At 67.8% G+C, this 22207-nt stretch carries 16 protein-coding genes; 10 read left to right on the forward strand and 6 right to left on the reverse strand.

Annotated elements, in window-relative coordinates:
- Window positions 1-9 precede the first annotated feature (9 nt).
- From OSH07_RS03425 to OSH07_RS03450, 6 genes are all read left to right on the forward strand, one after another.
- Window positions 10-1371, forward strand: coding sequence for an aspartate aminotransferase family protein (locus OSH07_RS03425; RefSeq protein WP_266337189.1), 1362 nt, complete (start codon window positions 10-12; stop codon window positions 1369-1371).
- A 252-nt stretch (window positions 1372-1623) separates the two neighbouring features.
- Window positions 1624-2469 (forward strand): transporter substrate-binding domain-containing protein, encoded by an 846-nt coding sequence (locus OSH07_RS03430; protein ID WP_266337190.1) that lies wholly within the window; start codon window positions 1624-1626, stop codon window positions 2467-2469.
- 18 nt (window positions 2470-2487) lie between these two features.
- Window positions 2488-3147, forward strand: a complete 660-nt coding sequence (locus OSH07_RS03435) for an amino acid ABC transporter permease (RefSeq protein ID WP_266337191.1) — start codon at window positions 2488-2490, stop codon at window positions 3145-3147.
- Window positions 3148-3159: 12 nt separating this feature from the next.
- Entirely contained in the window at window positions 3160-3816 is a 657-nt protein-coding gene (locus OSH07_RS03440; protein ID WP_266337192.1) for an amino acid ABC transporter permease, read from the forward strand.
- On the forward strand, window positions 3813-4595 hold the full coding sequence (locus OSH07_RS03445) for an amino acid ABC transporter ATP-binding protein (protein ID WP_266337193.1): 783 nt from the start codon (window positions 3813-3815) through the stop codon (window positions 4593-4595). The genes OSH07_RS03440 and OSH07_RS03445 overlap by 4 nt, the downstream gene beginning before the upstream one ends.
- Window positions 4596-4769: 174 nt before the next feature.
- Window positions 4770-5642, forward strand: a complete 873-nt coding sequence (locus OSH07_RS03450; RefSeq protein ID WP_266337376.1) for an NAD(P)-dependent oxidoreductase — start codon at window positions 4770-4772, stop codon at window positions 5640-5642.
- 271 nt (window positions 5643-5913) lie between these two features.
- On the opposite strand, the gene OSH07_RS03455 is transcribed toward OSH07_RS03450, so the two are convergent.
- Window positions 5914-7344 carry a mannose-1-phosphate guanylyltransferase/mannose-6-phosphate isomerase gene (locus OSH07_RS03455; RefSeq protein WP_266337194.1) on the reverse strand — a complete coding sequence of 477 codons (1431 nt, stop codon included), beginning with the start codon at window positions 7342-7344 and terminating at the stop codon, window positions 5914-5916.
- Between the two features lie 87 nt (window positions 7345-7431).
- A complete protein-coding gene (locus OSH07_RS03460; RefSeq protein ID WP_266337195.1) occupies window positions 7432-9699 on the reverse strand; it encodes a Wzz/FepE/Etk N-terminal domain-containing protein in 2268 nt (755 codons plus the stop codon).
- Between the two features lie 195 nt (window positions 9700-9894).
- Between OSH07_RS03460 and OSH07_RS03465 the strand changes: the two genes are divergently transcribed.
- The gene (locus OSH07_RS03465) at window positions 9895-11955 is read left to right on the forward strand and encodes an ATP-dependent helicase (protein WP_266337196.1); all 2061 of its coding nucleotides are present in this window, start codon (window positions 9895-9897) and stop codon (window positions 11953-11955) included.
- 312 nt (window positions 11956-12267) lie between these two features.
- Here OSH07_RS03465 and OSH07_RS03470 read toward each other — a convergent pair whose 3' ends face one another.
- The 3 genes from OSH07_RS03470 to OSH07_RS03480 form a co-directional block, all read right to left on the reverse strand.
- The gene (locus OSH07_RS03470) at window positions 12268-12645 is read right to left on the reverse strand and encodes a VOC family protein (protein ID WP_266337197.1); all 378 of its coding nucleotides are present in this window, start codon (window positions 12643-12645) and stop codon (window positions 12268-12270) included.
- A gap of 51 nt (window positions 12646-12696) precedes the next feature.
- Window positions 12697-13395: a helix-turn-helix transcriptional regulator gene (locus tag OSH07_RS03475; protein ID WP_266337198.1), complete on the reverse strand. Its 699-nt coding sequence runs from the start codon at window positions 13393-13395 to the stop codon at window positions 12697-12699.
- A 197-nt stretch (window positions 13396-13592) separates the two neighbouring features.
- Window positions 13593-15428, reverse strand: coding sequence for an ABC transporter ATP-binding protein (locus tag OSH07_RS03480; RefSeq protein WP_266337199.1), 1836 nt, complete (start codon window positions 15426-15428; stop codon window positions 13593-13595).
- A 394-nt stretch (window positions 15429-15822) separates the two neighbouring features.
- Between OSH07_RS03480 and OSH07_RS03485 the strand changes: the two genes are divergently transcribed.
- From OSH07_RS03485 to OSH07_RS03495, 3 genes are all read left to right on the forward strand, one after another.
- A complete protein-coding gene (locus OSH07_RS03485) occupies window positions 15823-16668 on the forward strand; it encodes an ImuA family protein (protein ID WP_266337200.1) in 846 nt (281 codons plus the stop codon).
- The gene (locus OSH07_RS03490) at window positions 16559-18124 is read left to right on the forward strand and encodes a Y-family DNA polymerase (protein ID WP_266337201.1); all 1566 of its coding nucleotides are present in this window, start codon (window positions 16559-16561) and stop codon (window positions 18122-18124) included. Before OSH07_RS03485 ends, OSH07_RS03490 begins: the two co-directional genes overlap by 110 nt.
- A 157-nt stretch (window positions 18125-18281) precedes the next feature.
- A complete protein-coding gene (locus OSH07_RS03495; RefSeq protein WP_266337202.1) occupies window positions 18282-21536 on the forward strand; it encodes an error-prone DNA polymerase in 3255 nt (1084 codons plus the stop codon).
- A 274-nt stretch (window positions 21537-21810) separates the two neighbouring features.
- On the opposite strand, the gene OSH07_RS03500 is transcribed toward OSH07_RS03495, so the two are convergent.
- Window positions 21811-22119: a Dabb family protein gene (locus tag OSH07_RS03500; RefSeq protein ID WP_266337203.1), complete on the reverse strand. Its 309-nt coding sequence runs from the start codon at window positions 22117-22119 to the stop codon at window positions 21811-21813.
- Window positions 22120-22207 lie beyond the last annotated feature (88 nt).

Here is a 22207-nt window from a genome sequence, read left to right on the forward strand (position 1 = left end):
GAGCTAGCGTTGACCATCCACAACCAGGCGGCCAGTACTGCCACCGCGACCGCCGAGGCCTCGGCGCCGTTGCGTTTCGAGCGTTCGGTCGAGGAAATCCGCCGCAATTCGCAGTGGATCGCCGGCGGCGTCAACAGCAATTTCCGTATGAACATCTCGCCGACGCCGCTCGTCTTCGAGAAGGCGGAAGGTCCTTACCTGTTCGATGTCGATGGCAACCGGCTGATCGACTACTACCTCGGCATGGGGCCGATGATCCTCGGCCACAATCCGCAGGCGCTGACCGACGCCGTCACCGAGCAGATGAAGCACGGCATCCTGTTCGGCGGCCAGTCGCCGGTCGAGGCCGAGGCCGCCCGCCTGGTCTGCGAGCTGGTTCCCTGCGCCGAGCGCATGCGCTTTGCCTCGTCGGGCTCCGAGGCCGACCAGGCCGCGCTGCGGCTCGCCCGCGCCGCCACCGGCCGCGAGGTGATCATCAAGTTCGAAGGCCACTACCATGGCTGGTTCGACAACGTGCTGTGGTCGACGGCGCCGCCGCTCGACGCCGCCGGCCCGGCCGACCAGCCGGTGCCCTTCGCCGGCAGCAAGGGCCAGCTGCCGCAGTCGATCGCCGGTCTCGAGGTCCTGCCCTGGAACAATCTCGAGCTGCTGCAGCAGCGGCTCGCCAAGGGCGACGTCGCCGGCGTCATCATGGAAGCGACCATGTGCAACGCGGGCGCCATCCATCCGGCCCCCGGCTATCTGGAAGGCGTGCGCGAGGCCTGCACCAGGGCCGGCACCATCCTGATCTTCGACGAGGTGATCACCGGCTTCCGCCTCGGCGCCGGCGGCGCGCAGGCGCATTTCGGCGTCACGCCGGACCTCGCCACCTTCGGCAAGGCAATCGCCAACGGCTTCCCGGTCGCTGCGATCGCCGGCCGGGCCGACCTGCTCGACATGTTCGTGACGGGCGGCGTCGTGCATGGCGGCACCTATAATTCGCAGCCGCTGTCGATGGCCGCCACCGTCGCCTCGCTGAAGTCGCTGACGCCGGAGCTCTACGCCACCATCGACCGCAACGGCACGCGCCTGATGGAGGGCATGCGCGCCATCTTCGCCAGGGCCGGCGTCAAGGCGGTCGTCACCGGCTATCCGCAGATCTTCCATGTCGCCTTCGGCCTCGATGCGCCGGCGAAGGACTATCGCGATCTCGCCCGCTCCGACAAGAAGGCCTATGTCGCCTTCACCACCGCCCTCTTGCAGCGCGGCGTCCGCGCGCTGGAACGCGGCGCCTGGTTCATGTCGGTCACGCATGATGAGTCGGTCGTGGACGCGACGCTTGCCGCCGTCGAGGGCGCCGTCGGCGAGCTCAAGAGAAGGGGCATTCTCTAAGCCGCTGGGGGCGTTCCGAAAATTCCACCAGGCGAAACGCGGCGCCATTGCTTTGCATCGGCCCGCAAGGGACGCTGTGTTCCACACCATAGGATCCGCGGGGCGGAGAAGCCGGAATCTACCGGTCTCGCACCGCGGAATCCTGAGGCTTTCCGGGCAGGCGGAGCTGAATTCGCCGCCCGGCTTTGTTCCAACGTGGTGCGGCCGGGAAAATCCGTGGATTGGCCGCGCCACCTCAAAGAGGGGAAGTAGATGCGTTCTTCTGCATGGAAGGTTGTCGCCGGACTGGGCGCCGTTTCTGTGGCTCTGGCCTTCACCCAGGCGGCGCAGGCCGCCGGCAAGCTCCAGGAAGTCCTGAGCCGTGGCAAGCTGGTGGTTGGCACCGGCAGCACCAATCCGCCGTGGCATTTCCGCGACGAGAACGGCGAACTGGTCGGCTTCGACATCGACATCGCCAAGATCATCGCCAAGGGCCTGTTCGACGACGACACCAAGATCGAGTTCGTCAACCAGGCGTCGGATGCCCGCATCCCGAACATCGTCACCGACAAGGTCGACATCTCCTGCCAGTTCATCACCGTGACGGCCGCCCGCGCCCAGCAGGTCGCCTTCACCGTTCCCTACTATCGCGAGGGCGTCAGCCTGATGATGGTTTCGGGCGGCAAATATCCGGATTATGCGGCGCTGAAGGCCGCCGGCAACGCGGTGACCGTCTCCGTGCTGCAGAACGTGTTCGCCGAGGACATGGTCCACGCCGCCCTGCCGGAAGCGAAGGTCGACCAGTTCGAGAGCGTCGATCTCATGTACCAGGCGCTGAATTCCGGTCGCGCCGATGCTGCCGCCACCGACACCTCGTCGCTCGCCTACTACATGAAGCAGAACGAGGGCCGCTACGTCGACTCGGGCTTCAGCTGGAACCCGCAGACCTATTCCTGCATCGTCAAGCAGGGCGATCCGGACTGGCTGAACTTCGTCAACATCGCGCTGCGCGAGTCGATGACCGGCACGACGTTCCCGACATACAAGGCGGCCTTCGAGCGCTGGTTCGGCGTGTCGCCGCCCGCGCCGACGATCGGTTTCCCGGCTGAATTCCGCTAAGTCCGGACCGTTCACGTCGTGAACTACACGCTGCACTTCGGTGCCGTCTGGGCGAGCTTCGACCATTTGTTGTCGGGGCTCGCCATCGGACTGGCTCTGGCCGTCGCCGCCGTGGCGGTCGGCGTCGCCATCGGACTGCTGTCGGCCTTTGCCAGCGTGTCCAGGTCGCGTCTGCTGCGCGCGATCAGCGGGACCTATGTCCTGCTGATCCGCAACATTCCGTTGCTGGTCCTGGTGCTGCTCGTCTATTTCGCGCTGCCCGCCACCGGCATCCGGCTCGATAAATATGAGAGCTTCATCGGCTCGCTGGCGCTCTATGCCGGCGCCTATCTGACCGAGGTGTTCCGAGCGGGCCTCCTTTCCGTGCCGAAGGGGATCGTCGAGGCGGGTCGGGCGATCGGCCTGACGCGGATGCAGACCAATCTCTCGGTCGTCATGCCGGTGATGCTGCGCAATTCGCTGCCCTCGCTCGGCAACACCTTCATCGGCATGTTCAAGGACAGCTCGATCGCCGCCGCGATCGCCATTCCCGAGCTGACTTTCGAAGCCCGCAAGATCAATGTCGATACGTTCCGCGTCGTCGAGACATGGACGGTCGCGAGCGGCCTCTACATCGTCGCCTGCTTCACGATCGCCGCCCTGCTGCGCCGGCTCGAACGCCGCTTCCCCAAGTTCTGACCGGGGCATTCGATGGACGCTTTCCTCGCCCAGCTCTGGATCGCCCGATGGCCGCTCTTCGACGGCTTCCTGATGACATTGGGCATTTCGGTCGGCTCGATCGTGCTTGGCACGATCCTCGGCTGCATCGTCGGCATCCAGCTCGTCTTCGCGCCGCTCTGGCTGCGCTTTCCGTTCCGCATCTATGTCGATTTGATGCGGGGCACGCCGCTGCTGGTCCTCATCCTCGCCGCCTTCTACATTCCGGCCGTGCTGGGGCTCTCGCTCTCGGCGGCGCAGGCCGGCACGCTCGCGCTTGGCCTCTTCGCCGGCGCGCATATCGGCGAGCTCGTGCGCGGCTCGCTGCAGGCGATCCCGCCCGGCCAGATCGAGGCGGGGCGCTCCATCGGCCTCACCTTCCCGCAGATTCTTGGCAGCGTGCTGCTGCCGCAGGCGCTGCGGACGTCGCTGCCGCCCTGGATCAACACCGGCGTCGAGCTGATCAAGGGCTCCAGCCTGCTCTCGATGATCGGCGTCGGCGAGCTGCTCTTGAAGACGCAGGAAGTGATCGGCCGCAACTTCATGACCATTCAATTCTATGTCTTTGCCGGCATCGTCTACCTGGTCGTCAATATCGCCCTGGACATGCTCGGCAAGTCGATGGAACGCCGCCTCGGAGCCCGCCTATGACCCAGACTGAAACCCAGCGGCCTCTGCTCGACATCCGGGGCCTCAGGAAGAATTTCGGCGCCGTGGAAATCCTCAAGGGCGTCGACCTCAGCCTGCGCCCCAGGGACGTCGTCTCGATCATCGGCTCCAGCGGCTCCGGCAAGACGACGCTGCTGCGCTGCGTCAACCTGCTGGAGGAATTCCAGGGCGGCGACATCGTCCTCGACGGCGAGACGATCGGCTACAAGACGGTCGGGGCCAAGCGCGTCCGGCTGCGCGACGCCGAGCTGTCGCGCCAGCGCGCCATGACCGGCATGGTGTTCCAGAGCTTCAACCTGTTTCCGCACCTGACCGCAGCCGGCAATGTCATGCTGGGCCTGCGCAAGGTGAAGAAGCTCGGCAAGGACGAGGCCTTCGCCATCGCGGAGAAATGGCTCTCCCGCGTCGGCCTCGGCGCCCGGCTCAACCACTATCCGAGCCAGCTTTCCGGCGGCCAGCAGCAACGCGTGGCGATCGCGCGCGCGCTTGCCATGAACCCGAAGCTGGTGCTGCTCGACGAGGTGACTTCCGCGCTCGATCCGGAACTGGTGCAGGAAGTGCTGACCACCATCAAGGGCATCGCCGACGACGGCGCCACGCTGCTGATCGTCACGCACGAGATGCGCTTCGCCCGCGAGGTTTCCAGCCGCATCGTCTTCATGGAGCAGGGGCGGATCGCCGAGGAGGGCACGCCGGAGGAGATCTTTGGCGCAGGCCGCAGCCAGCGCCTGAACGAGTTCCTGAAGAGCTCGCGCCACTGAGCGGCCGAGGGCTTCAACGCCGGGACAATCGAAGCGGGTGCCCCCTTGGTGTGCCCGCTTTTTTCATGAGCCGCCGCAAGGCGTTGGTGGCTGTGGGGTGTCAGGACGCCGTCGTCGTGATAGGCCTTGGCCGGGTGTCGCCGGCCGCAGCCGGCGCGATGGATTTGGACGGAGATCGAGATGACGAAGGTAGCGTTCCTGGGCCTCGGCGTGATGGGCTATCCGATGGCGCGGCATCTGCAGGCGAAGGGCCACGAGGTGACCGTCTACAATCGCAACGCCGCCAAGTCCGCCAAGTGGGTCGCCGAGTTCGGCGGCCGCGCCGCCGCGACGCCGAAGGAGGCGACGGAAGGCCAGGACATCGTGTTCGCCTGCGTCGGCAACGACAATGACCTGCGCGCCGTCACCATCGGAGCGGACGGCGCCTTTGCCGGACTGGCCGCCGGCGCCGTCTTCGTCGATCACACCACCGCTTCGGCCGAGGTCGCGCGCGAACTGCACGCGGAAGCCGAGAAGCGCGGCTTCGCCTTCATCGACGCGCCGGTCTCGGGCGGCCAGGCGGGCGCCGAGAACGGCGTGCTGACCGTGATGTGCGGCGGCGATTCCGAGCCCTTCGCCCGCGTCGAACCGGTCATCCGCAGCTATGCCCGCGCCTGCCAGTTGCTCGGCCCCGTCGGCTCCGGCCAGCTCGCCAAGATGATGAACCAGATCTGCATCGCCGGCATCGTCCAGGGCCTGGCCGAGGCGCTGCATTTCGGCAAGCGCGCCGGCCTCGACGTCGAGGCGGTGGTCGAGGTGATCTCGAAGGGCGCGGCGCAGTCCTGGCAGATGGAGAACCGCTACAAGACGATGAATGCCGGCCAGTTCGAGTTCGGCTTCGCCGTCGACTGGATGCGCAAGGACCTCGGCATCTGCCTCGACGAGGCGCGCAACAATGGCGCGAAGCTGCCGCTGACGGCGCTGGTCGACCAGTTCTACGGCGACGTCCAGGCCATGGGCGGCAATCGCTGGGACACGTCGAGCTTGATTGCCCGGCTCGAGAAGTAGTCGTCTCCGAGGCCGGCTTGGCTCGCTTGGGTTAACCGCCCGTTATCCTTGTGCGGACGCGTGCGGTGTTCCCGTTTTGGTCGCTGCTCGTGCTCTCTGCTCTGGCGTCATCCCCGCGAAGGCGGGGATCCATGCAGCCGAGAATTTGGGAGTTTCGCGCTCCGGGCAACCCGGCGGCATGGATCCCGGGTCTTCGCCCGGGATGACGGCGAGGGTGGGGAGGCGTGGGCGCCGCGCTCCCGACCGAGCAGACGAATGGAAGAGCCAGCCCTCAAACGCGGGCGTAAATGTCCTCGATGCGGACGATGTCGTCCTCGCCGAGATAGGAGCCCGTCTGCACCTCGATCAGTTCGAGCGGGATCTTGCCGGGGTTGGCGACGCGGTGGATGGCGCCGAGCGGCAGGTAGATCGACTCGTTCTCGTTCACCGTGCGGACGGTGTCGTTCAGCGTCACCTCGGCGGTGCCGCGCACCACGACCCAGTGCTCGGCGCGGTGGTGGTGCTTCTGCAGCGAGAGCTTGGCGCCCGGCTCCACGACGATCTTCTTCACATGGAAGCGGTCCCCCCGGCAGATCGTCTGGTAGGTGCCCCACGGGCGGTGGATCTTGATGTGCTCGTTGGCCTCGTTGCGCTTTTCCGCCTTGAGGCTGGCGACCAGGTGCTTGACGTCCTGGGCGCGGTCGGACGGCATGATCAGGATCGCGTCCTCGGAGGCGACGACGGTCATGTTGTCGAGGCCGATGCCGGTGACGAGCGGGCCCTCGGAATGGATGAAGGCGTTCTGGCTGTCGATCAGCGCGACCGGGCCGGTGGTGACGTTGCCGTGCTCGCCGGGCGAGCGGCTGTCGCGCACCGCGTCCCAGCTGCCGATGTCGGACCACGAGAAGCGGCCCTCGATCACGGCGGCGCGGTCGGTGCGCTCCAGCACGGCGTAGTCGATCGACTTCGCCGGTATGGCGACGAAGCTCTTCTCCTCGAGACGGATGAAGCCGAGGTCTTCATGCGCGCCGGCGATCGTCTTGTCGGCGCCGGCGGCGATCTCGGGCTCGAACTTCGCCGCTTCCGCCAGCATCAGCGCCGCCGGGAAGATGAAATTGCCGGAGTTCCACAGATAGCCCTCGGCAACGTAGCGCCCGGCGGTCTCTCGGTCGGGCTTCTCGACGAAGGAGGTGACGGCGAAGGCGCCCGGCGTGCCGAGCGGCTTGCCCGGCTTGATGTAGCCATAGCTGGTGCGCGGCTCGGTTGGCGTGATGCCGAAGGTGACGATATGGCCTTCCTCTGCGGCGGCCGCGCCATCGAGGCAGGCCTGCTGGAACAGCGCGACGTCCGGCACGAGATGGTCGGCGGCGAGCGCCAGCACGAGGCAGTCGTCGCCATAGAGCTTCTGCGCATAGCGGGCGGCGACGATCAGCGCGGCGGCGGAATCGCGTCGCGCCGGCTCAAGGATGATGGTCGGGTTGACGCCGATCTCGGCCGCCTGGCGGCGGGCGAAGAAGCGGAAGGCATCGGCGGTGATGACGATCGGATCGGTGCCGCCGGCGCTCTTCGGCGGCAGTCGCAGCAGCGTGTCCTGGTAGAAGGTGCGCTCGGAACCGAGGGCGAGGAATTGCTTCGGCATGCTGTCGCGCGAAATCGGCCAGAGGCGTGTTCCCGATCCTCCCGCCAGAATCACCGGAACAATCTTGGAAACTGCCATAGTCATAGCCTCTTGGACGCTGCGCGCGTTTCGTGCGCTTCTGCCGGGGGGACCCGCCGAGTTGCAGGATCTTGCATGGCGGGGGTTACCAATTCAACGCGCGGCCCGCTCCGGAGTTCGGTCCGGCCCGGCCGATTGGGAATATTCTTTCCGAATGGTTGCGGTGGCGGCAGGTGGCCCGCCGCGCGGGCGGCGGGCGGACTGGCGGCCTGCGGCGCGATTGAGGGCGAGCCAGAGATGAGCGGTGCCGCGTCCGCCGCGCGCCAGCGCCCGCAGCCCGGCATGGATGTCGTGCGGCGAGGTGGTGGCGTCGATCACCATCAGGATGTCGTCGGCATGGCGGATCCAGAACAGCGTGTCGACCGTCGGCAGCAGGGCCGGGCTGTCGATCACGACATGGTCGTAGTTTTGCCGCGCCGTTTGCAGTAGCCCGGACAGCGAGCCCGATTCGAGCAGCGCGTCGACATTGCAGCGCGGATCGCCGGGGCCGGCGGCGACGGCAAGATGGGGCGTGAGCTCGTCGACGACGAGCCTGTCCGGGGCGCCGGCCGGGCCGCGGCTGGCGAGCAGGTCGGCGAGTCCGTGCCGGCGTTCGAGATCGAGCGCGGCATGCACCTCCGGCTGGCGGAGGTTGCCGTCGATCAGCAGCGTCCTGCGGCCGGAAAGCGCCAGGCAGCGGGCCAGCGAGATCGCCGTTTGCGTCGCGCCCTCGCCGGGCAGCGCCGCGGTGACGAGCACGACCCGAGCCGAGCCGAGCGCCAGCCGGCCGCCGGAAGGCGCGAGGTCGAGCGCCAACCGCAATCGCCGGATCGCCACGGCATAGGCGGAGCCGGGATGGTCGAGAACCTCGGTCGCCGGCTTCTCGCCAGGGCGGTCGGCGCGCGGGGCGATCGGCGGCAGGGCGGCGAGCACGGGGACGCCGGCGAAATCCTCAAGGGCTGCCTCGTCGGCGAAGCCGCCGGCGAGCCGGTCGCGCAGGATCGCCGCCGCCGCGCCAAGCATCAACGACAGGGCCAGCGCCAGCGTGGCGATCAGCGGTTCGTCGGGCGATGCCGGTGTGGAGGGCGGCAGGGCGGGCGAGACGATGCGGCTGTCGGGAAGCTGGAGGTCGATTTCGGCGGTCGCGGCGGTCGAGGAGGTGGTGAGCTTGTCGACGACGAGGCGCAGCGCGGCCGCGTCGCCCTCGACCTCCCGGAAATGCTGCACGATCTCGGCCGGAATGTCAGGGTCGGCGAGCCGCTGGCTGAGCCGGGCGCGCAGTTCCGCCTCGTTTTGTTGCGCGGCCCCGGCTTCCGCCGCGATGCGGGCGATGACGGACTGGGCTTCCTTGTCGATCTGGCGGTCGAGCTGGGCGAGCTTCGCCGCCGTTTCGGCGCTGTCGGCAGGCTCCGGCCCCTGCCGGAGCGCTGCGGCCTGCGCGTTGAGGCGCACCATGCGGTCGGAATTCAGTTCGGCGATCAGCGCGTCCCACTCGCGCTTGCGGGCGCGCTCGCGCGAGCGGCCGGCGAGCGCGTCATAGCGCAGGCGGTTCGCCTCCTGCTCCTTGATGGCCGCGCGGATCTCCGAGAGCTCCGTGCGCAGTTCCGCATCCTCGATGGTGCCGATGCTGTCGTCGAGGAAGCTGTCGAGCTTGCGGTCCATCTCGCGCAGTGCCGCGCGGGCGCTTTCGAGCTGCTGGGCCAGCCGCTTCTGGACGTCGGCGGCGAAATCGACCTTGGCGCGGATCTGCGCGTCGATATAGGCGGCGGCCAGCGCATTGGCGATCCGTGCCGCCTTGGCGGGATCCTGCGAGCGGGCGGCCACCTCGATGACATAGGTGGCGCCGCGCCGCGAGATGGCGATGGCGGGGCCGAGGCGTCGCAGCGTCTGCCGCGCCGCCTGCTCGGCAGAAGGCGGCGGTGTCTCCATGCCGGCGAGGCTCCTGAGGCGGATTGCCCAGCCCGGCCGTGGCGTGAATTCGGGATCGCGCGCGAGATCCAGCTTTTCGACTACCGCAAGCAGCACGCCGGGCGAGCGGAGGATCTCCACCTCGCTTTCGACCCGCGCGGCATCTGCCGGTCGGCCGGCGCCGCTGCGGTCGGCGTCGAGGACGCTATGCTGCCATGGGTCCACGATGACGAGCGCCGAGGCCTTGTAGGTCGGCGTGACCCAAAAGAGGACGAGAGCGGTCAGGAGGTTGATGGTGACGACGACGGCGAGGAAAGTCCACCATTGCCGGCGCAGCAGGCGGAGCAGGCGCCAGGGATCGAGCCCGTCCGCCCGGAACGCCGGCGCGGATGCCGGTCCGGCTGCAGGCGTTGCCAAGGCGGCCTGCTCGTCTTCGAAGGCGAGGCGCGGGCCCCTGCCGTCCAGCATGCTCATGCCCCCCAATCCTGGCCATCTCATCCGGAGGCGCCTTGGCGCGCAAATGGATCGGCTGCCGAATTTAAGGTGACGTAACGGAAACATTGAGTCAACGAGGACGGATGCGACGGAGGCCCGCATTGCGAACAAAACGGGAAACATGCTCCAATCCGGGACGATCCCGCCTTTGATTCGACGGAACCATCGATTTCCATGACGGCTGCCCATCTCGCCCGGCTGAACGACGACCAGCGCCGCGCCGTCGAATTCGGCGTCACCACGCCGGAACGCGGGCCGCTGCTGGTGATCGCCGGCGCAGGTTCCGGCAAGACCAACACGCTCGCGCACCGGGTCGCGCATCTGATCCTGAACGGCGCTGACCCGCGCCGCATCCTGCTGATGACCTTTTCGCGCCGCGCGGCGAGCGAGATGGCGAAGCGGGTCGAGCGCATCGCGGCCGGGGTGATGGGATCGAAGGGCGGTGTGCTCACCGACGCGCTCGCCTGGTCCGGCACGTTCCATGGCATCGGTGCGAAAATCCTGCGCGAGCATGCGCAGTGGATCGGCCTCGATCCGGCCTTCACCATCCATGACCGCGAGGACTCGGCCGATTTGATGAATCTGGTCCGGCACGAGCGGGGCCTGTCGAAGAAGGAGAGCCGCTTTCCCGCCAAGGGCACCTGCCTCGCCATCTATTCGCGCGTCGTCAATGCCGAGACGACGCTCGACGAGGTACTGGTCAAGGTCTTCCCCTGGTGCGCCATGTGGAAGGACGAGCTGAAGGCGCTGTTCGCCGCCTATGTCGAGGCGAAGCAGGCGCAGAATGTGCTCGATTACGACGACCTGCTGCTCTACTGGGCCTATCTGATGGCCGAGCCGTCGATCTCGGGCGAGATCGCCGCCCGCTTCGACCATGTGCTGGTCGACGAATACCAGGACACCAATCGGCTCCAGGCCTCCGTGCTGCTTGGGCTGAAGCCGAAGGGGGAGGGGCTGACGGTCGTCGGCGACGACGCCCAGTCGATCTATTCGTTTCGGGCCGCCACGGTGCGCAACATCCTCGATTTTCCCGGCCACTTTTCGCCGGCGGCCGAGATCGTCACGCTGGAGCGGAACTATCGCTCGACCCAGCCGATCCTCGCCGCCGCCAACGGCGTCATCGGGCTGGCGACGGAGCGCTTCACCAAGAACCTCTGGACCGAGCGGGCGAGCGGCGACAAGCCCCAGCTCGTCACCGTGCGCGGCGAGGCAGAGCAGGCGCGCTATGTCGTCGAGACGGTGCTGGAGGCGCGCGAGCGCGGCGTGGCGCTGAAGGAGCAGGCGGTGATGTTCCGCGCCGCGCACCATTCCGGCCCGCTCGAATTCGAGCTGACCCGGCGCAACATCCCGTTCGTCAAGTTCGGCGGACTGAAGTTCCTGGACGCGGCGCATGTGAAGGACCTGCTCGCGGTCTTACGCTTCGTCGAGAACCCGCGCGACCGCGTCGCCGGATTTCGCGTCGCGCAATTGCTGCCGGGCGTCGGGCCGGGCACGGCCGGCAAGATGCTCGACGCCATGACGGGCGCGGTCGATCCGGTTGCGGCGCTTGTCGAGTTCAAGCCGCCGCAGAAGACGGCCGCCGACTGGCCGGCCTTCGTCGAGATGGTTGGCGCGCTGCGCGGACGGGGCATGGGCTGGCCGGCCGAGATCGAGGCGGTGCGCAACTGGTACGAGCCGCATCTGGAGCGCATCCACGAGGACGCGACGGTGCGGCTTGCCGATCTCGTGCAACTGGAGCAGATCGCTGCCGGTTTTTCCTCGCGCGAGCGTTTCCTGACCGAGCTGACGCTCGATCCGCCGGATGCCACCAGCGGCGAGGCCGGCGTGCCGCTGCTCGACGAGGATTATCTCATCCTCTCCACCATCCATTCGGCCAAGGGGCAGGAATGGAAATCGGTGTTCGTGCTGAACGTCGTTGACGGCTGCATGCCGATCGACCTCTCGACCGGCACGGCGGAGGAGATTGAGGAGGAGCGGCGGCTGCTCTATGTCGCGATGACACGGGCGAAGGACGAACTGCACCTCGTCATGCCGCAGCGCTTTTTCGTCACGCAGCAGACGCGCGGCGGTGACCGCCATGTCTATGCGACGCGCACCCGCTTCATCCCGTCCGCCATCATCGGTCTGTTCCAGCAGGTGATCTGGCCGCCGGCGCCAAGCGAGGCGCCCGGCGCCGCCGCCCAGCCGCGCGTGCCGGTCGACATCGCCGCCAAGATGCGCGGCATGTGGAAGTAGGGGCTCCTATGCCGGTGCAAGGCACCGCCCCTCATCATCCTGAGGAGGCCCGAAGGGCCGTCTCGAAGGACGCAGTGCGGCAGCGCCACGGCCCTTCACCTCTCCCATGGGGAGAGGTCGGAGCGAAGCTCCGGGTGAGGGGGTAGGGAACCACCCGAAGAGGCCGTAAACCCTCACCCGCCGCACTGCGTGCGTCGACCTCTCCCTTAGGGAGAGGTGAAGGACAGCGCCCCTCCTTTGGGCGAAGCGCCGTCGGCTCCCTCTCCCGCACGCGGGAGAGGGCTGGGGTGAGGGCCTTACTGTCGCTCGATTTCACGCGTCCGGCAGGCAGACGCGCAGGCGGTGGCCGTCGGGATCGAGGGCGACGAAGGTCGGGCCGAAGTCGAGTTCGGTCAGTTCCTGCTCGATCCGGAGCCCGCGCTGCCGCCAGTCGGCATAGAGCGTGTCGATCTTCGCCTTGTTCTCGACCATGAAGACGATCTCGCCATTGGCGCCGTTCGCCGTCGCGCTGGTGGCGGGCTTCGCCTGGGCGCGGCCCCAGAGGCCGAGCGTCATGCCGTTGTCGAGCGGCAGGGCGGCGAAATTGGGCGACGCGTTCATCGCCGGCTGGCCGAGCAGGTCGCCATAGAAGGCGGCGCTGGCCGCAGTGTCCTTCACATAGAGCAGGATCATGTTCGGGGTCGTCGTCATGGTGTTGCCTCCGTTGTCGATGGAGGCAGGTTACGCGATCCTGCTGTCAGTTTATGGCAGCATGGATGGGTGATTGATGCCCTCGGCGATCTTCCACTCCTTCAGCAGGACCTGCCGCCGGCGCGGGTAGCGCGTTTCCGTGACGACGAGTTCGGCCATCCGCTCGGTGCGGAAATGGCGAAAATCCTGACGGGTCTCGCACCAGGCGACGAGCACGCGGACCTTCTCGAAGAAGCCGAGCGCGAAGGGCCAGACCGTGCGCCGCGACCCGGCGCCAACGGCGTCGGTATAGGCGAAGGAAAGTTTGCGCTCCCGGCGGATCGCGGTGCGGATGTCGGCAAGATCGACGCCGGGCGTCTCGGCCGAACTCGTCCCCACCAGCAGCGCCGAACTGTCGAGATCTTCGCGCAGATCCTGAGGCAACACGGCGGCGATCTTGGCGAGCGCGTTGGAGGCGGCGAGCGCCAGGCGGGGATCGGCGCGTTTCGAGACCCAGCGCGAGCCGAGCACCAGCGCCTCGATCTCGTCCTCCGAAAACATCAGCGGCGGCAGCATGAAGCCGGGCTTCAGGATGTAGCCGATGCCGGCCTCGCCCTCGATCGAGGCGCCCTGCGCCTGCAGCGTGGCGATGTCGCGGTAGAGCGTGCGCAGGCTGACGCCGAGTTCGCCGGCCAGGACCTGACCGCTCACCGGCCGGCGATGCCGGCGCAGGATTTGGATCAGGTCGAGCAGGCGCTGCGAACGGGACATGGAGAGCTCCTCACACGCCATGATGCCACATATTGGCAGCATTGGCGCGGGCGGGCAGCCCACTGCTCAAGCAAGACCCTCACCCAAGCCTCTCCCGCAAGCGGGCGAGGGCTTTGGCCGGCGGGCTGCATCAGCCGCAGAGGCACTTGCGGAGGACCGAGGGGCTTTCGCCCCGTCAGGCCGGATTGCCGACGCGACTAGGCCGCTTCCTCGGCCAGGAAGCCGCCCGACTGACGCCGCCAGAGCGAGGCGTAGTGGCCGTTCAGCGCCAAGAGTTCCTCATGCGTGCCGCTCTCGATGATGCGGCCCTTGTCGAGGATGATCAGCCGGTCCATCCGCGCGATCGTCGACAGCCGGTGCGCGATGGCGATCACCGTCTTGTCGGCCATCAGGCTCTCGAACTGCTCCTGGATCGCGGCCTCGACCTCCGAGTCGAGCGCCGAGGTCGCCTCGTCGAGGATCAGGATCGGCGCGTTCTTCAGGATGACGCGGGCGATCGCGATGCGCTGGCGCTGGCCGCCGGAAAGCTTGATGCCGCGCTCGCCGACATGCGCCTCATAGCCAGTGCGCCCGCGCCAGTCCTCCAGATTGCCGATGAACTCGTGCGCATGCGCCCGCCGCGCCGCTTCCTCGACGCCGTTCAGCGTGACATGCGGCTGGCCGTAACGGATGTTATCGAGGATCGAGCGGTGCAGCAGCGACGTGTCCTGCGTCACGACGGAGATCTGCTCGCGCAGGCTCTCCTGGGTGACGCGGGCGATGTCCTGGCCGTCGATCAGGATACGGCCGCCCTCGAGGTCGAAGAAGCGTAGCAGCAGGTTGACCAGCGTCGACTTGCCAGCGCCGGAGCGACCGACTAGGCCGATCTTCTCGCCCGGTTTGATGGTGAGCGACAGGTCGTCGATGATGCCGCCGGAGCGGCCATAGTTGAAGTTGATGTGGTCGAAGACGATGCCGCCCTTGGCGACCTTCAGTTCCTCGGCGCCGGGGCGGTCGGTCAGGCGCAACGGCTTGGCGATCGACATCATGCCTTCCTGCACGGCGCCGATGTTCTCGAAGATCGCGGTGACCTGCTGGGCGACGAAGCCGGCGATGTTGGCGATCTGCCAGGTCAAGGGCAGCACCATGGCGACGATGCCGACCTCGATCAGCCCGATCGACCAGAGCCGCACGGCGATGGCGCCGGTGGAAACGACGAGGACGGCGTTGTTGAGCGCCAGGGCCAGGCCGAACAGGGTGATCAGTCGCAGCTGTCCGCGGAAGACGCTGGTGTGATAGTCGACCGCCTCGCGGACATAGTCGTCCTCCTCGCGGGCGCGGCCGAACAGCTTGACCGTGATGATATTCGTGTAGCTGTCGACGATGCGGCCGGTGATCAGCGAGCGCGCCTCCGACATCTCGACCGAGCGTCCCTTCAGGCGCGGCACGAAGATCCGGAGCAGCGTCACATAGCAGGCGAACCAGACGATCGTCGGCAGCATCAGCCAGGGATTGTTGTGGCCGAGCAGCACCAGGGCGCTGGTGCCGTAGACGGCGATGTACCAGACGGCGTTGATCGAGGAGACGGCGCTGTCGCGCACGGAAACGCCGGTCTGCATGACGCGGGTGGCGATGCGGCCGGCGAAATCATGCTGGAAGAACGACCAGCTCTGCCGCACCACGTGCCAGTGGCTCTGCCAGCGGATCAGGTTGGTGAAGCCCGACGCGATGATCTGGTTGGTGATCAGGTTCTGCACGAAGATTGCGACCGGGCGCACCAGCAGCATGAACAGCGCCATGCCGGCGAGCACGTGCCAGTGCTCGTTGACGAGCGCGGCCGGCGAGACCTGGCTCAGAAGCGTCACCAGCCGGCCGATGAAGAACGGGATGGTGGCGTCGAGCAGCGCGACGGTCAGCCCGGCGAGCAGCAGGGCGACGAAATACCAGCGCACCTGGCGGATGAAGAACCAGTAGAAGGCGACAAGGCGATCCGGCGGCTCTCCGGGCATGCCATGGGCAGTGGCCGGAATCCGTTCTTCGAAATAGCGGAACATGATGATCTCGACGGCAGGCGTGTGGGTGCAAGCGGGGCGAACGTCGCGGCGCAGAAGCGGGGCGATGAACGCGTCCGGGCATGGGGAAACGGACCCGGGCGTCGTTGGGGAAGGATGCTAGCCTGATTTGTGGCGATTCTTAAGCCATATTGCCCTTCTATTGTCCGCCGAAGACTAAATTCGATCGCAGCGGGCTGCCGGAAATAATCCGGCTCGACGGCGCGCTTCTCTCGCCGTGGCCCGCGCTCGGCGCCTGCGGCTTCAGGGTGCACGGCTTCATGGCGCAAGCCTGGGAAGTTCGCCTGTCGCGCGATTGACTCTTGCCCGGTTTGGAGTCGTATTAGATAGAACAAAACAGGAACAATACGATTGGGCAGGACAGCGACGGACGACGATGAGCACGGCGAAGGCGACCCTTTCCGCATTGCGACAGCGCATTGCCGCGATCGAGACGACGGCGAGATCCGCGCCGCCGGGCGAGATCGCGCAGGACGTCTGCACGCCAGTCATGTCGTCGCGCGCCGGCCGTATCACGCTCGACCGGGACGAGGTCGACGCCGCGCTGGGAGGAGGGCTGGCGCGCGGCGCGCTGCATGAAATCCTCGCCGCCTCGGGCGCCGACAATATTGCCGCCTCCGGCTTCTCGCTGGCCCTGGCGCTGGCCGCCGCCCCGGCCGGGCGGCCGATTGTCTGGGTGCGGCAGGATTATGCGGCAAGGGAGGGCGGCGAGCTTCATGCCGATGGCTTGCAGGCGCTCGGTCTCGATCCGGCAGCCCTGATTCTCGTGCAGTTGCGCGATCCCCTCGCCGTGCTGCGCGCCGGCGGTGAGGCGGCGCGCTGCGGCGCGCTTGGCGCTGTCATCCTCGAGCCCTGGGGCGAGCCGAAGGCGCTCGACCTGACGACGCAGCGCCGCTTCGCGCTGGCGGCGGAGGCGTCCGGCGTCACTGTCCTGCTGCTTCGCCCCGGCGCGCGGCCGATGCCGGGTGCTGCGGAAACCCGCTGGCTTGTGCGCTCCGGGCCGGCGATGCCGATGGCGATGAACGCGCCCGGCCATCCGACTTTCGACCTGACCTTGTTGCGCCATCGCCATGGCCCGCCCGGCGGGCCCTGGCGGCTGGAGTGGAACCGCGATGACAAACTCTTCAAGCGACCGGCGCTATTGCGCGATCCGGCTGCCCTTTCTCGCATCGAACCGGCTCCGCACCCTGCCGAACGCGCCCCATTCCGGCTTGCCGGCTGATCAGCCGCTTCTGATCGTCGACAAGGTGAAGGGCGCGCTCGCCCTCGCGGCCCCCGACCCGGCGGCGTTGCGGCAGGGGCTTGCCCCCGGCCTGACGCTGGCCGAGGCGCGGGCGCGCGTCTCCGGCCTGGTGGTCGCCGAGCACGATCCGGTGGCCGATGACGATCTGGTCGAGCGGATCGCCGACTGGTGCGATCGCTACACGCCGCTGGTCGCCCGCCATGGCGAGCGCGGGCTGATGCTCGACATCACCGGCGTCGCCCATCTCTTCAGGGGCGAGGCGGCGCTACTCGACGACCTGCTGACGCGGCTCTCCGGGTTGGGGTTGACCGCGCTTGGCGCGATCGCCGGGGCGCCGGCCACGGCGCGGGCGCTCGCCCGCTCGGAAGCGCGCGTGGTCATTCCACCCGGCCGCGAGGCCGAGGCCGTGCGGCCCCTGCCGATCACCGCGCTCGGGCTCGATCCGGCGCGGCTGCAGGCGCTGGCCCGCGCCGGCCTGAAGACGGTCGCCGACCTGATCGACCGGCCGCGCGCGCCGCTTGCCGCCCGCTTCGGCGCCGATTGCGTCGAGCGGCTGGAGCGGCTCGCCGGCATCGCCGAGCATCCGATCTCGCCGCGCCGGCCGGTGCCGGTGGCGCTGGCCGAGCGCATCTTCTTCCAGCCGATCGCCCATGCCGAGGATATCGAAGCGACGCTCGCCCGCCTCGCCGTCGATGTCGCCTCGCTGCTGGAAGCGCGCGGCGAGGGCGGCCGCAGCTTCGAGGCGAGCTTCTATCGCGTCGATGGCGCCGTGCGGCGGATCGAGGTCGCGACCGCCCGTCCGAACCGGGCGCCGAAGGCGATCGCGCGACTGTTTCACGAGAAACTCGATGCGCTGTCCGATCCGCTCGATGCCGGCTTCGGCTTCGACCTGATCCGGCTCGGCGCCTTTCGCTCCGAGCCTTTCGGGGCGGTGCAGGCGAGCCTCGACGGCCATGCGCTCGACGACGAGGTGGTCGCCGATCTCATCGACCGGCTCGGCGCACGCTTTGGGCCGGAACGGGTGCAGGGTTTCGTACCCGCCGATACGCATATTCCGGAGCAGCGGGCGCGGCGGGTGCCGGTCTTCACCATGGGCGCCAACACCGCCCAGTGGGAGGAAGCGCCGGAGGTGGGCGAGCCGCCCTTGCGGCCGCTCAGCCTGTTCGATCCGCCCGAGCCGGTCGAGGCGCTGGGCGAGGTGCCGGACGGACCGCCGCTCTCCTTCCGCTGGCGCCGCGTGCTGCATCAGGTGGCCCGCGCCGAAGGGCCGGAGCGGATCGCGCCGGAATGGTGGCGCGATGGCGAAAGCACGTCCGACCGCGACTATTTTCGCGTCGAGGACAGGAACGGTTGCCGCTTCTGGCTCTATCGCGAGGGGTTTTACGCCGCCGACCGGCCGCAGCCGCGCTGGTTCCTGCATGGGCTGTTCGCATGAGAAAGGAAGCAAGCCTCTCACCCAACCCTCTCCCGCTCGCGGGAGAGGGCCTTGCCGCACACAGCGGGGCGACAAGCGCAGGCGATCCCCCTCTCCCGCGAGCGGGAGAGGGCTGGGGTGAGGGTTCTTCAAGCCACACACAGACGGCAAAGACCCCATGAGCGTCTATGCCGAACTCGCGACCATGTCGAACTTCTCCTTCCTGGAAGGCGGCTCGCATGCGGCCGAGTTGATCATCCAGGCGCATGGACTGGGGCTGAAGGGGATCGGCATCGCCGACCGCAACACCTTCGCCGGCATCGTCCGCGCCCATGACGCCTGGGGCAGCGAGGACTATGGCAATGCGCGCGCCGCCGGCTTCCGCCTCGTTGTCGGCGTCCGCCTCGTCTTCCGCGATGGCACGCCGGATATCCTTGCCTATCCCAGGGATCTCGCCGCCTATGGCCGGCTCTGCCAGTTACTCAGCTTCGGCAAGCGCCGGGCGCCGAAGGGTGAATGCCACCTCGATTTCGGGGATCTCGCGGCGCATGCGGAGGGTTCGCTCTTCATCCTGATGCCGCCCGCCAGGCTGGCCGGCGACCTCGGCGCGGCGCTCGGCCGGCTCGCCGTCCTGGCGCCGGGGCGGACCTGGCTCGCCGCCGTGCTCTATCGCGGCGGCTCCGACCGGCGCCGCCTCGCCACGCTTTCCGCGCTCGCCTGGGACCACCGCGTCCGCCTGATCGCCGTCAACGACGTGCTCTATCACGCTCCGGAACGGCGGCCGCTGCAGGATATCCTGACCTGCATCCGCGAGAAGACGACGATCGAGAAGGCGGGGCGGCGGCTCGCGATGAATGCCGAGCGACACCTGAAGCCGGGCGTCGAGATCGAACGCCTGTTTCGCGACTTTCCCGGCGCCGTGGCGGAGGCGGCGCGCTTTCTCGGCCAGATCCGCTTCACCCTCGACGAGATAGAATACGAGTATCCGCACGAGACGGTGCCGGAGGGGATGACGCCGCAGGCGCATCTGGAGGCACTGGCGCGGGAGGGCGCGCGAAAGCGCTATCCGGACGGCGTTCCGGCGTCGGTCACGGCGACCCTCGACAAGGAACTCGCCATGATCGGGTCGCTCGGCTACGCGCCCTATTTCCTGACCGTGCACGACATCGTGGCGTTCGCGACCGGGCGCGGCATCCTCTGCCAGGGGCGGGGTTCCGCCGCCAATTCCGCCGTCTGCTATTGCCTCGGCGTCACCTCGGTCGACCCGAGCCAGTACCAGCTGCTGTTCGAGCGCTTCCTTTCGCCCGAGCGCAAGGAGCCGCCCGACATCGACGTCGATTTCGAGCATGAGCGGCGCGAGGAGGTGATCCAGTACATCTATGGGCGCTATGGCCGCGACCGCGCCGCCATCTGCGGCACGGTGATCGCCTACCGGACGAAGAGCGCGATCCGCGAGGTCGGCAAGGCGATGGGCCTGTCGGAGGACGTCATCCTGGCGCTCGGCGGCACGGTCTGGGGCGGCGGCTGGGGTTCGGCCGTGCAGGACAAGCACATTCGCGACGCCGGCCTCGACCCGCGAAACCCGATGATCGAGCGCGTGGTCAAGCTGGCGATGGAGCTGCGCGGCTTTCCGCGCCATCTTTCGCAGCATGTCGGCGGCTTCGTGCTGACGGAAAAGCTCCTGAACGACCTCGTGCCGAGCGGCCCGGCGGTGATGAAGGATCGAAGCTTCATCGAATGGGACAAGGACGACATCGACACCGTCAGGATGATGAAGGTCGATATCCTCGCGCTCGGCATGCTGACCTGCATCCGCAAGGCGTTCGATCTGATCGAGGAGGCGGGCGGAGCGCGCCATGCGCTGCACACCATCCCCTGGGAGGATCCGGCCGTCTACGACATGCTCTGCACGGGCGACTCGATCGGCGTCTTCCAGGTCGAGAGCCGGGCGCAGATGAACATGCTGCCGCGCCTTCGCCCGCGCGAGTTCTACGACCTCGTCATCCAGGTGGCGATCGTACGCCCCGGCCCGATCCAGGGCGACATGGTGCATCCCTATCTGCGCCGCCGGCAGGGGATCGAGGACGTCACTTTCCCGTCGCCGTCGCCCGAGCACGGCCCGGCCGATGAGCTGAAGCAGGTGCTGGGGCGGACGCTCGGCGTGCCGCTGTTCCAGGAGCAGGCGATGAGCCTCGCCATGGTGGCGGCGCGCTTCTCGCCCTCCGACGCCAACGGGCTGCGCCGCGCCATGGCGACGTTCCGCCATCTCGGCACCATGCACAAATACGAGACCATGATGGTCGAGGGCATGGTCCGGCGCGGCTATGAGCGCGAATTCGCCGAGCGCTGCTTCAATCAGATCAAGGGCTTCGGCGAATATGGCTTTCCCGAAAGCCATGCCGCGAGCTTCGCTCGCCTCGTCTATGTCTCGGCCTGGATCAAGTGCCACCACCCGGCCGCCTTCGCCGCGGCGCTTTTGAACTCGCAGCCGATGGGCTTTTATGCGCCGGCGCAGATCGTGCGCGATGCCGCCGATCACGGCGTGCCGATCCGGCCGGTCGACGTCAATGCGAGTCTCTGGGACAACACGCTGGAGCCGACGGAGACGGGGCTGGCGCTCAGGCTCGGCTTCCGCCAGATCGACGGCTTTCGCGAGGCGTGGGCGGAGGCGATCGCGGCGCGGCGTGGCGCGGGCTTCGTGGCGATGGACGATCTCGTGCGTCATACCGGGCTGGAGCGGCGTGCCTATGAAAAGCTCGCCGATGCCGACGCGCTGCGTTCGCTCGGGCTCGACCGGCGGCAGGGGCTCTGGGAAGTGCGCCGCCTGCCGAGTTCCGAAATCCTGCCGCTCTTCGCCGCCGCCGACGCGGCCGAACTCGGCCGCGAGCAGGATGCGCCGCTGCCGGTCATGCCGCTTTCCGAGCATGTCGTCGCCGATTACCAGACGCTGCGGCTGTCGCTGAAGGCGCATCCGATGAGCTTCTTGCGCGAGCGCTACACCCGTGAGCGGATCCTGTCCGCGGCGGCGATCACGGCGCTCCGGGATGGCGATTTTGCGCAAACGGCCGGCGTCGTTCTGGTGCGCCAGCGGCCGGGCAAGGGCAATGTCGTGTTCATGACGCTGGAGGACGAGACCGGCATCGTCAATGTCGTCGTCTGGACGCGGCTGTTCGACACCTTCCGCCGCACCATCATCGGCGCCAAGCTGGTTCTGGTCGAGGGCAACATCCAGAAAAGCCCGGAGGGTATCGTCCATCTGGTGGCGAGGCGGCTGGTCGATCGCACCGCCGACCTGGACCAGCTCGCCGAGGACCGCCGGCCGCGGCTCGATCCCGGCCGCGCCGACGAATTCGCCCACCCGAGTCGCCCGAGCCACCCCGGCAGCCACCCGCGCAACGTCCGCATCATCCCGAAATCGCGGGATTTTCACTGAGGGCGGCGGGGCGTTGGACAATATTTCCTGCGCGCCGGTGGCAGCCACAAGCTCCCGCATCCCTGCGTAAGCAGGGATCCACCCAGCCGGATTATATGCCGCGCGGAGCTCTCCAGCGCGCATCGACATGGATCCCTGCTTTCGCAGGGATGACGGCCGAGTGTGGTCTCACATGGCGCCAAGGCGGTCGTGTCGACCGTCTGCCTCGTCGCCTCTCCCTCGGGGAGAGGTGATCCAAGGGGATCCAAGGGGATCCCGAGACCGCCGGCGCGCCTCAGTGCTCCAGGTCGTAGACGAAGATGCCGTCAACGCCGCCTTCGGCCGCGGCGACGATCGCCGCGCCGACCTTGGCGTGTTCCTCGTCGGCCAGATACTGGTCGCGTGCCGCAGCGTCGCGGAAGGTGACGATGAAGCCTTCCGAAAACCCCTTGTCGAGGCCTTCCGGGCTCATGTTGTTGCCGACGAAGATGTTGATCAGGCCGTCGATCCGGGGCCGGAGCGCCAGCAGCCCGTCGAGGATCGCGACCTTGGTCGCGGCGGTGGTGTCGGCGCGGTAGTGGATGAAGACGCAGTGGGTGATCATGATTCTTGGTTTCCTCCGTTGGTCGCAGGATAGGCGGCGCCGGGGATGAACGTCACCTGTCGTGAACGCCGCATCGGAGCAAGGCCCG

Source organism: Kaistia nematophila (assembly GCF_026343855.1).
GTDB classification, from domain to species: Bacteria; Pseudomonadota; Alphaproteobacteria; order Rhizobiales; family Kaistiaceae; genus Kaistia; species Kaistia nematophila.

Coding starts and splice junctions, on each gene's coding strand:
- OSH07_RS03430 (WP_266337190.1), top strand. CDS start 1,624: ATGCGTTCTTCTGCATGGAAGGTTGTCGCCGGACTGGGCGCCGTTTCT.
- OSH07_RS03440 (WP_266337192.1), top strand. CDS start 3,160: ATGGACGCTTTCCTCGCCCAGCTCTGGATCGCCCGATGGCCGCTCTTC.
- OSH07_RS03445 (WP_266337193.1), top strand. CDS start 3,813: ATGACCCAGACTGAAACCCAGCGGCCTCTGCTCGACATCCGGGGCCTC.
- OSH07_RS03455 (WP_266337194.1), bottom strand. CDS start 7,344: ATGACTATGGCAGTTTCCAAGATTGTTCCGGTGATTCTGGCGGGAGGA.
- OSH07_RS03460 (WP_266337195.1), bottom strand. CDS start 9,699: ATGAGCATGCTGGACGGCAGGGGCCCGCGCCTCGCCTTCGAAGACGAG.
- OSH07_RS03465 (WP_266337196.1), top strand. CDS start 9,895: ATGACGGCTGCCCATCTCGCCCGGCTGAACGACGACCAGCGCCGCGCC.
- OSH07_RS03470 (WP_266337197.1), bottom strand. CDS start 12,645: ATGACGACGACCCCGAACATGATCCTGCTCTATGTGAAGGACACTGCG.
- OSH07_RS03475 (WP_266337198.1), bottom strand. CDS start 13,395: ATGTCCCGTTCGCAGCGCCTGCTCGACCTGATCCAAATCCTGCGCCGG.
- OSH07_RS03480 (WP_266337199.1), bottom strand. CDS start 15,428: ATGTTCCGCTATTTCGAAGAACGGATTCCGGCCACTGCCCATGGCATG.
- OSH07_RS03485 (WP_266337200.1), top strand. CDS start 15,823: ATGAGCACGGCGAAGGCGACCCTTTCCGCATTGCGACAGCGCATTGCC.
- OSH07_RS03490 (WP_266337201.1), top strand. CDS start 16,559: ATGACAAACTCTTCAAGCGACCGGCGCTATTGCGCGATCCGGCTGCCC.
- OSH07_RS03495 (WP_266337202.1), top strand. CDS start 18,282: ATGAGCGTCTATGCCGAACTCGCGACCATGTCGAACTTCTCCTTCCTG.
- OSH07_RS03500 (WP_266337203.1), bottom strand. CDS start 22,119: ATGATCACCCACTGCGTCTTCATCCACTACCGCGCCGACACCACCGCC.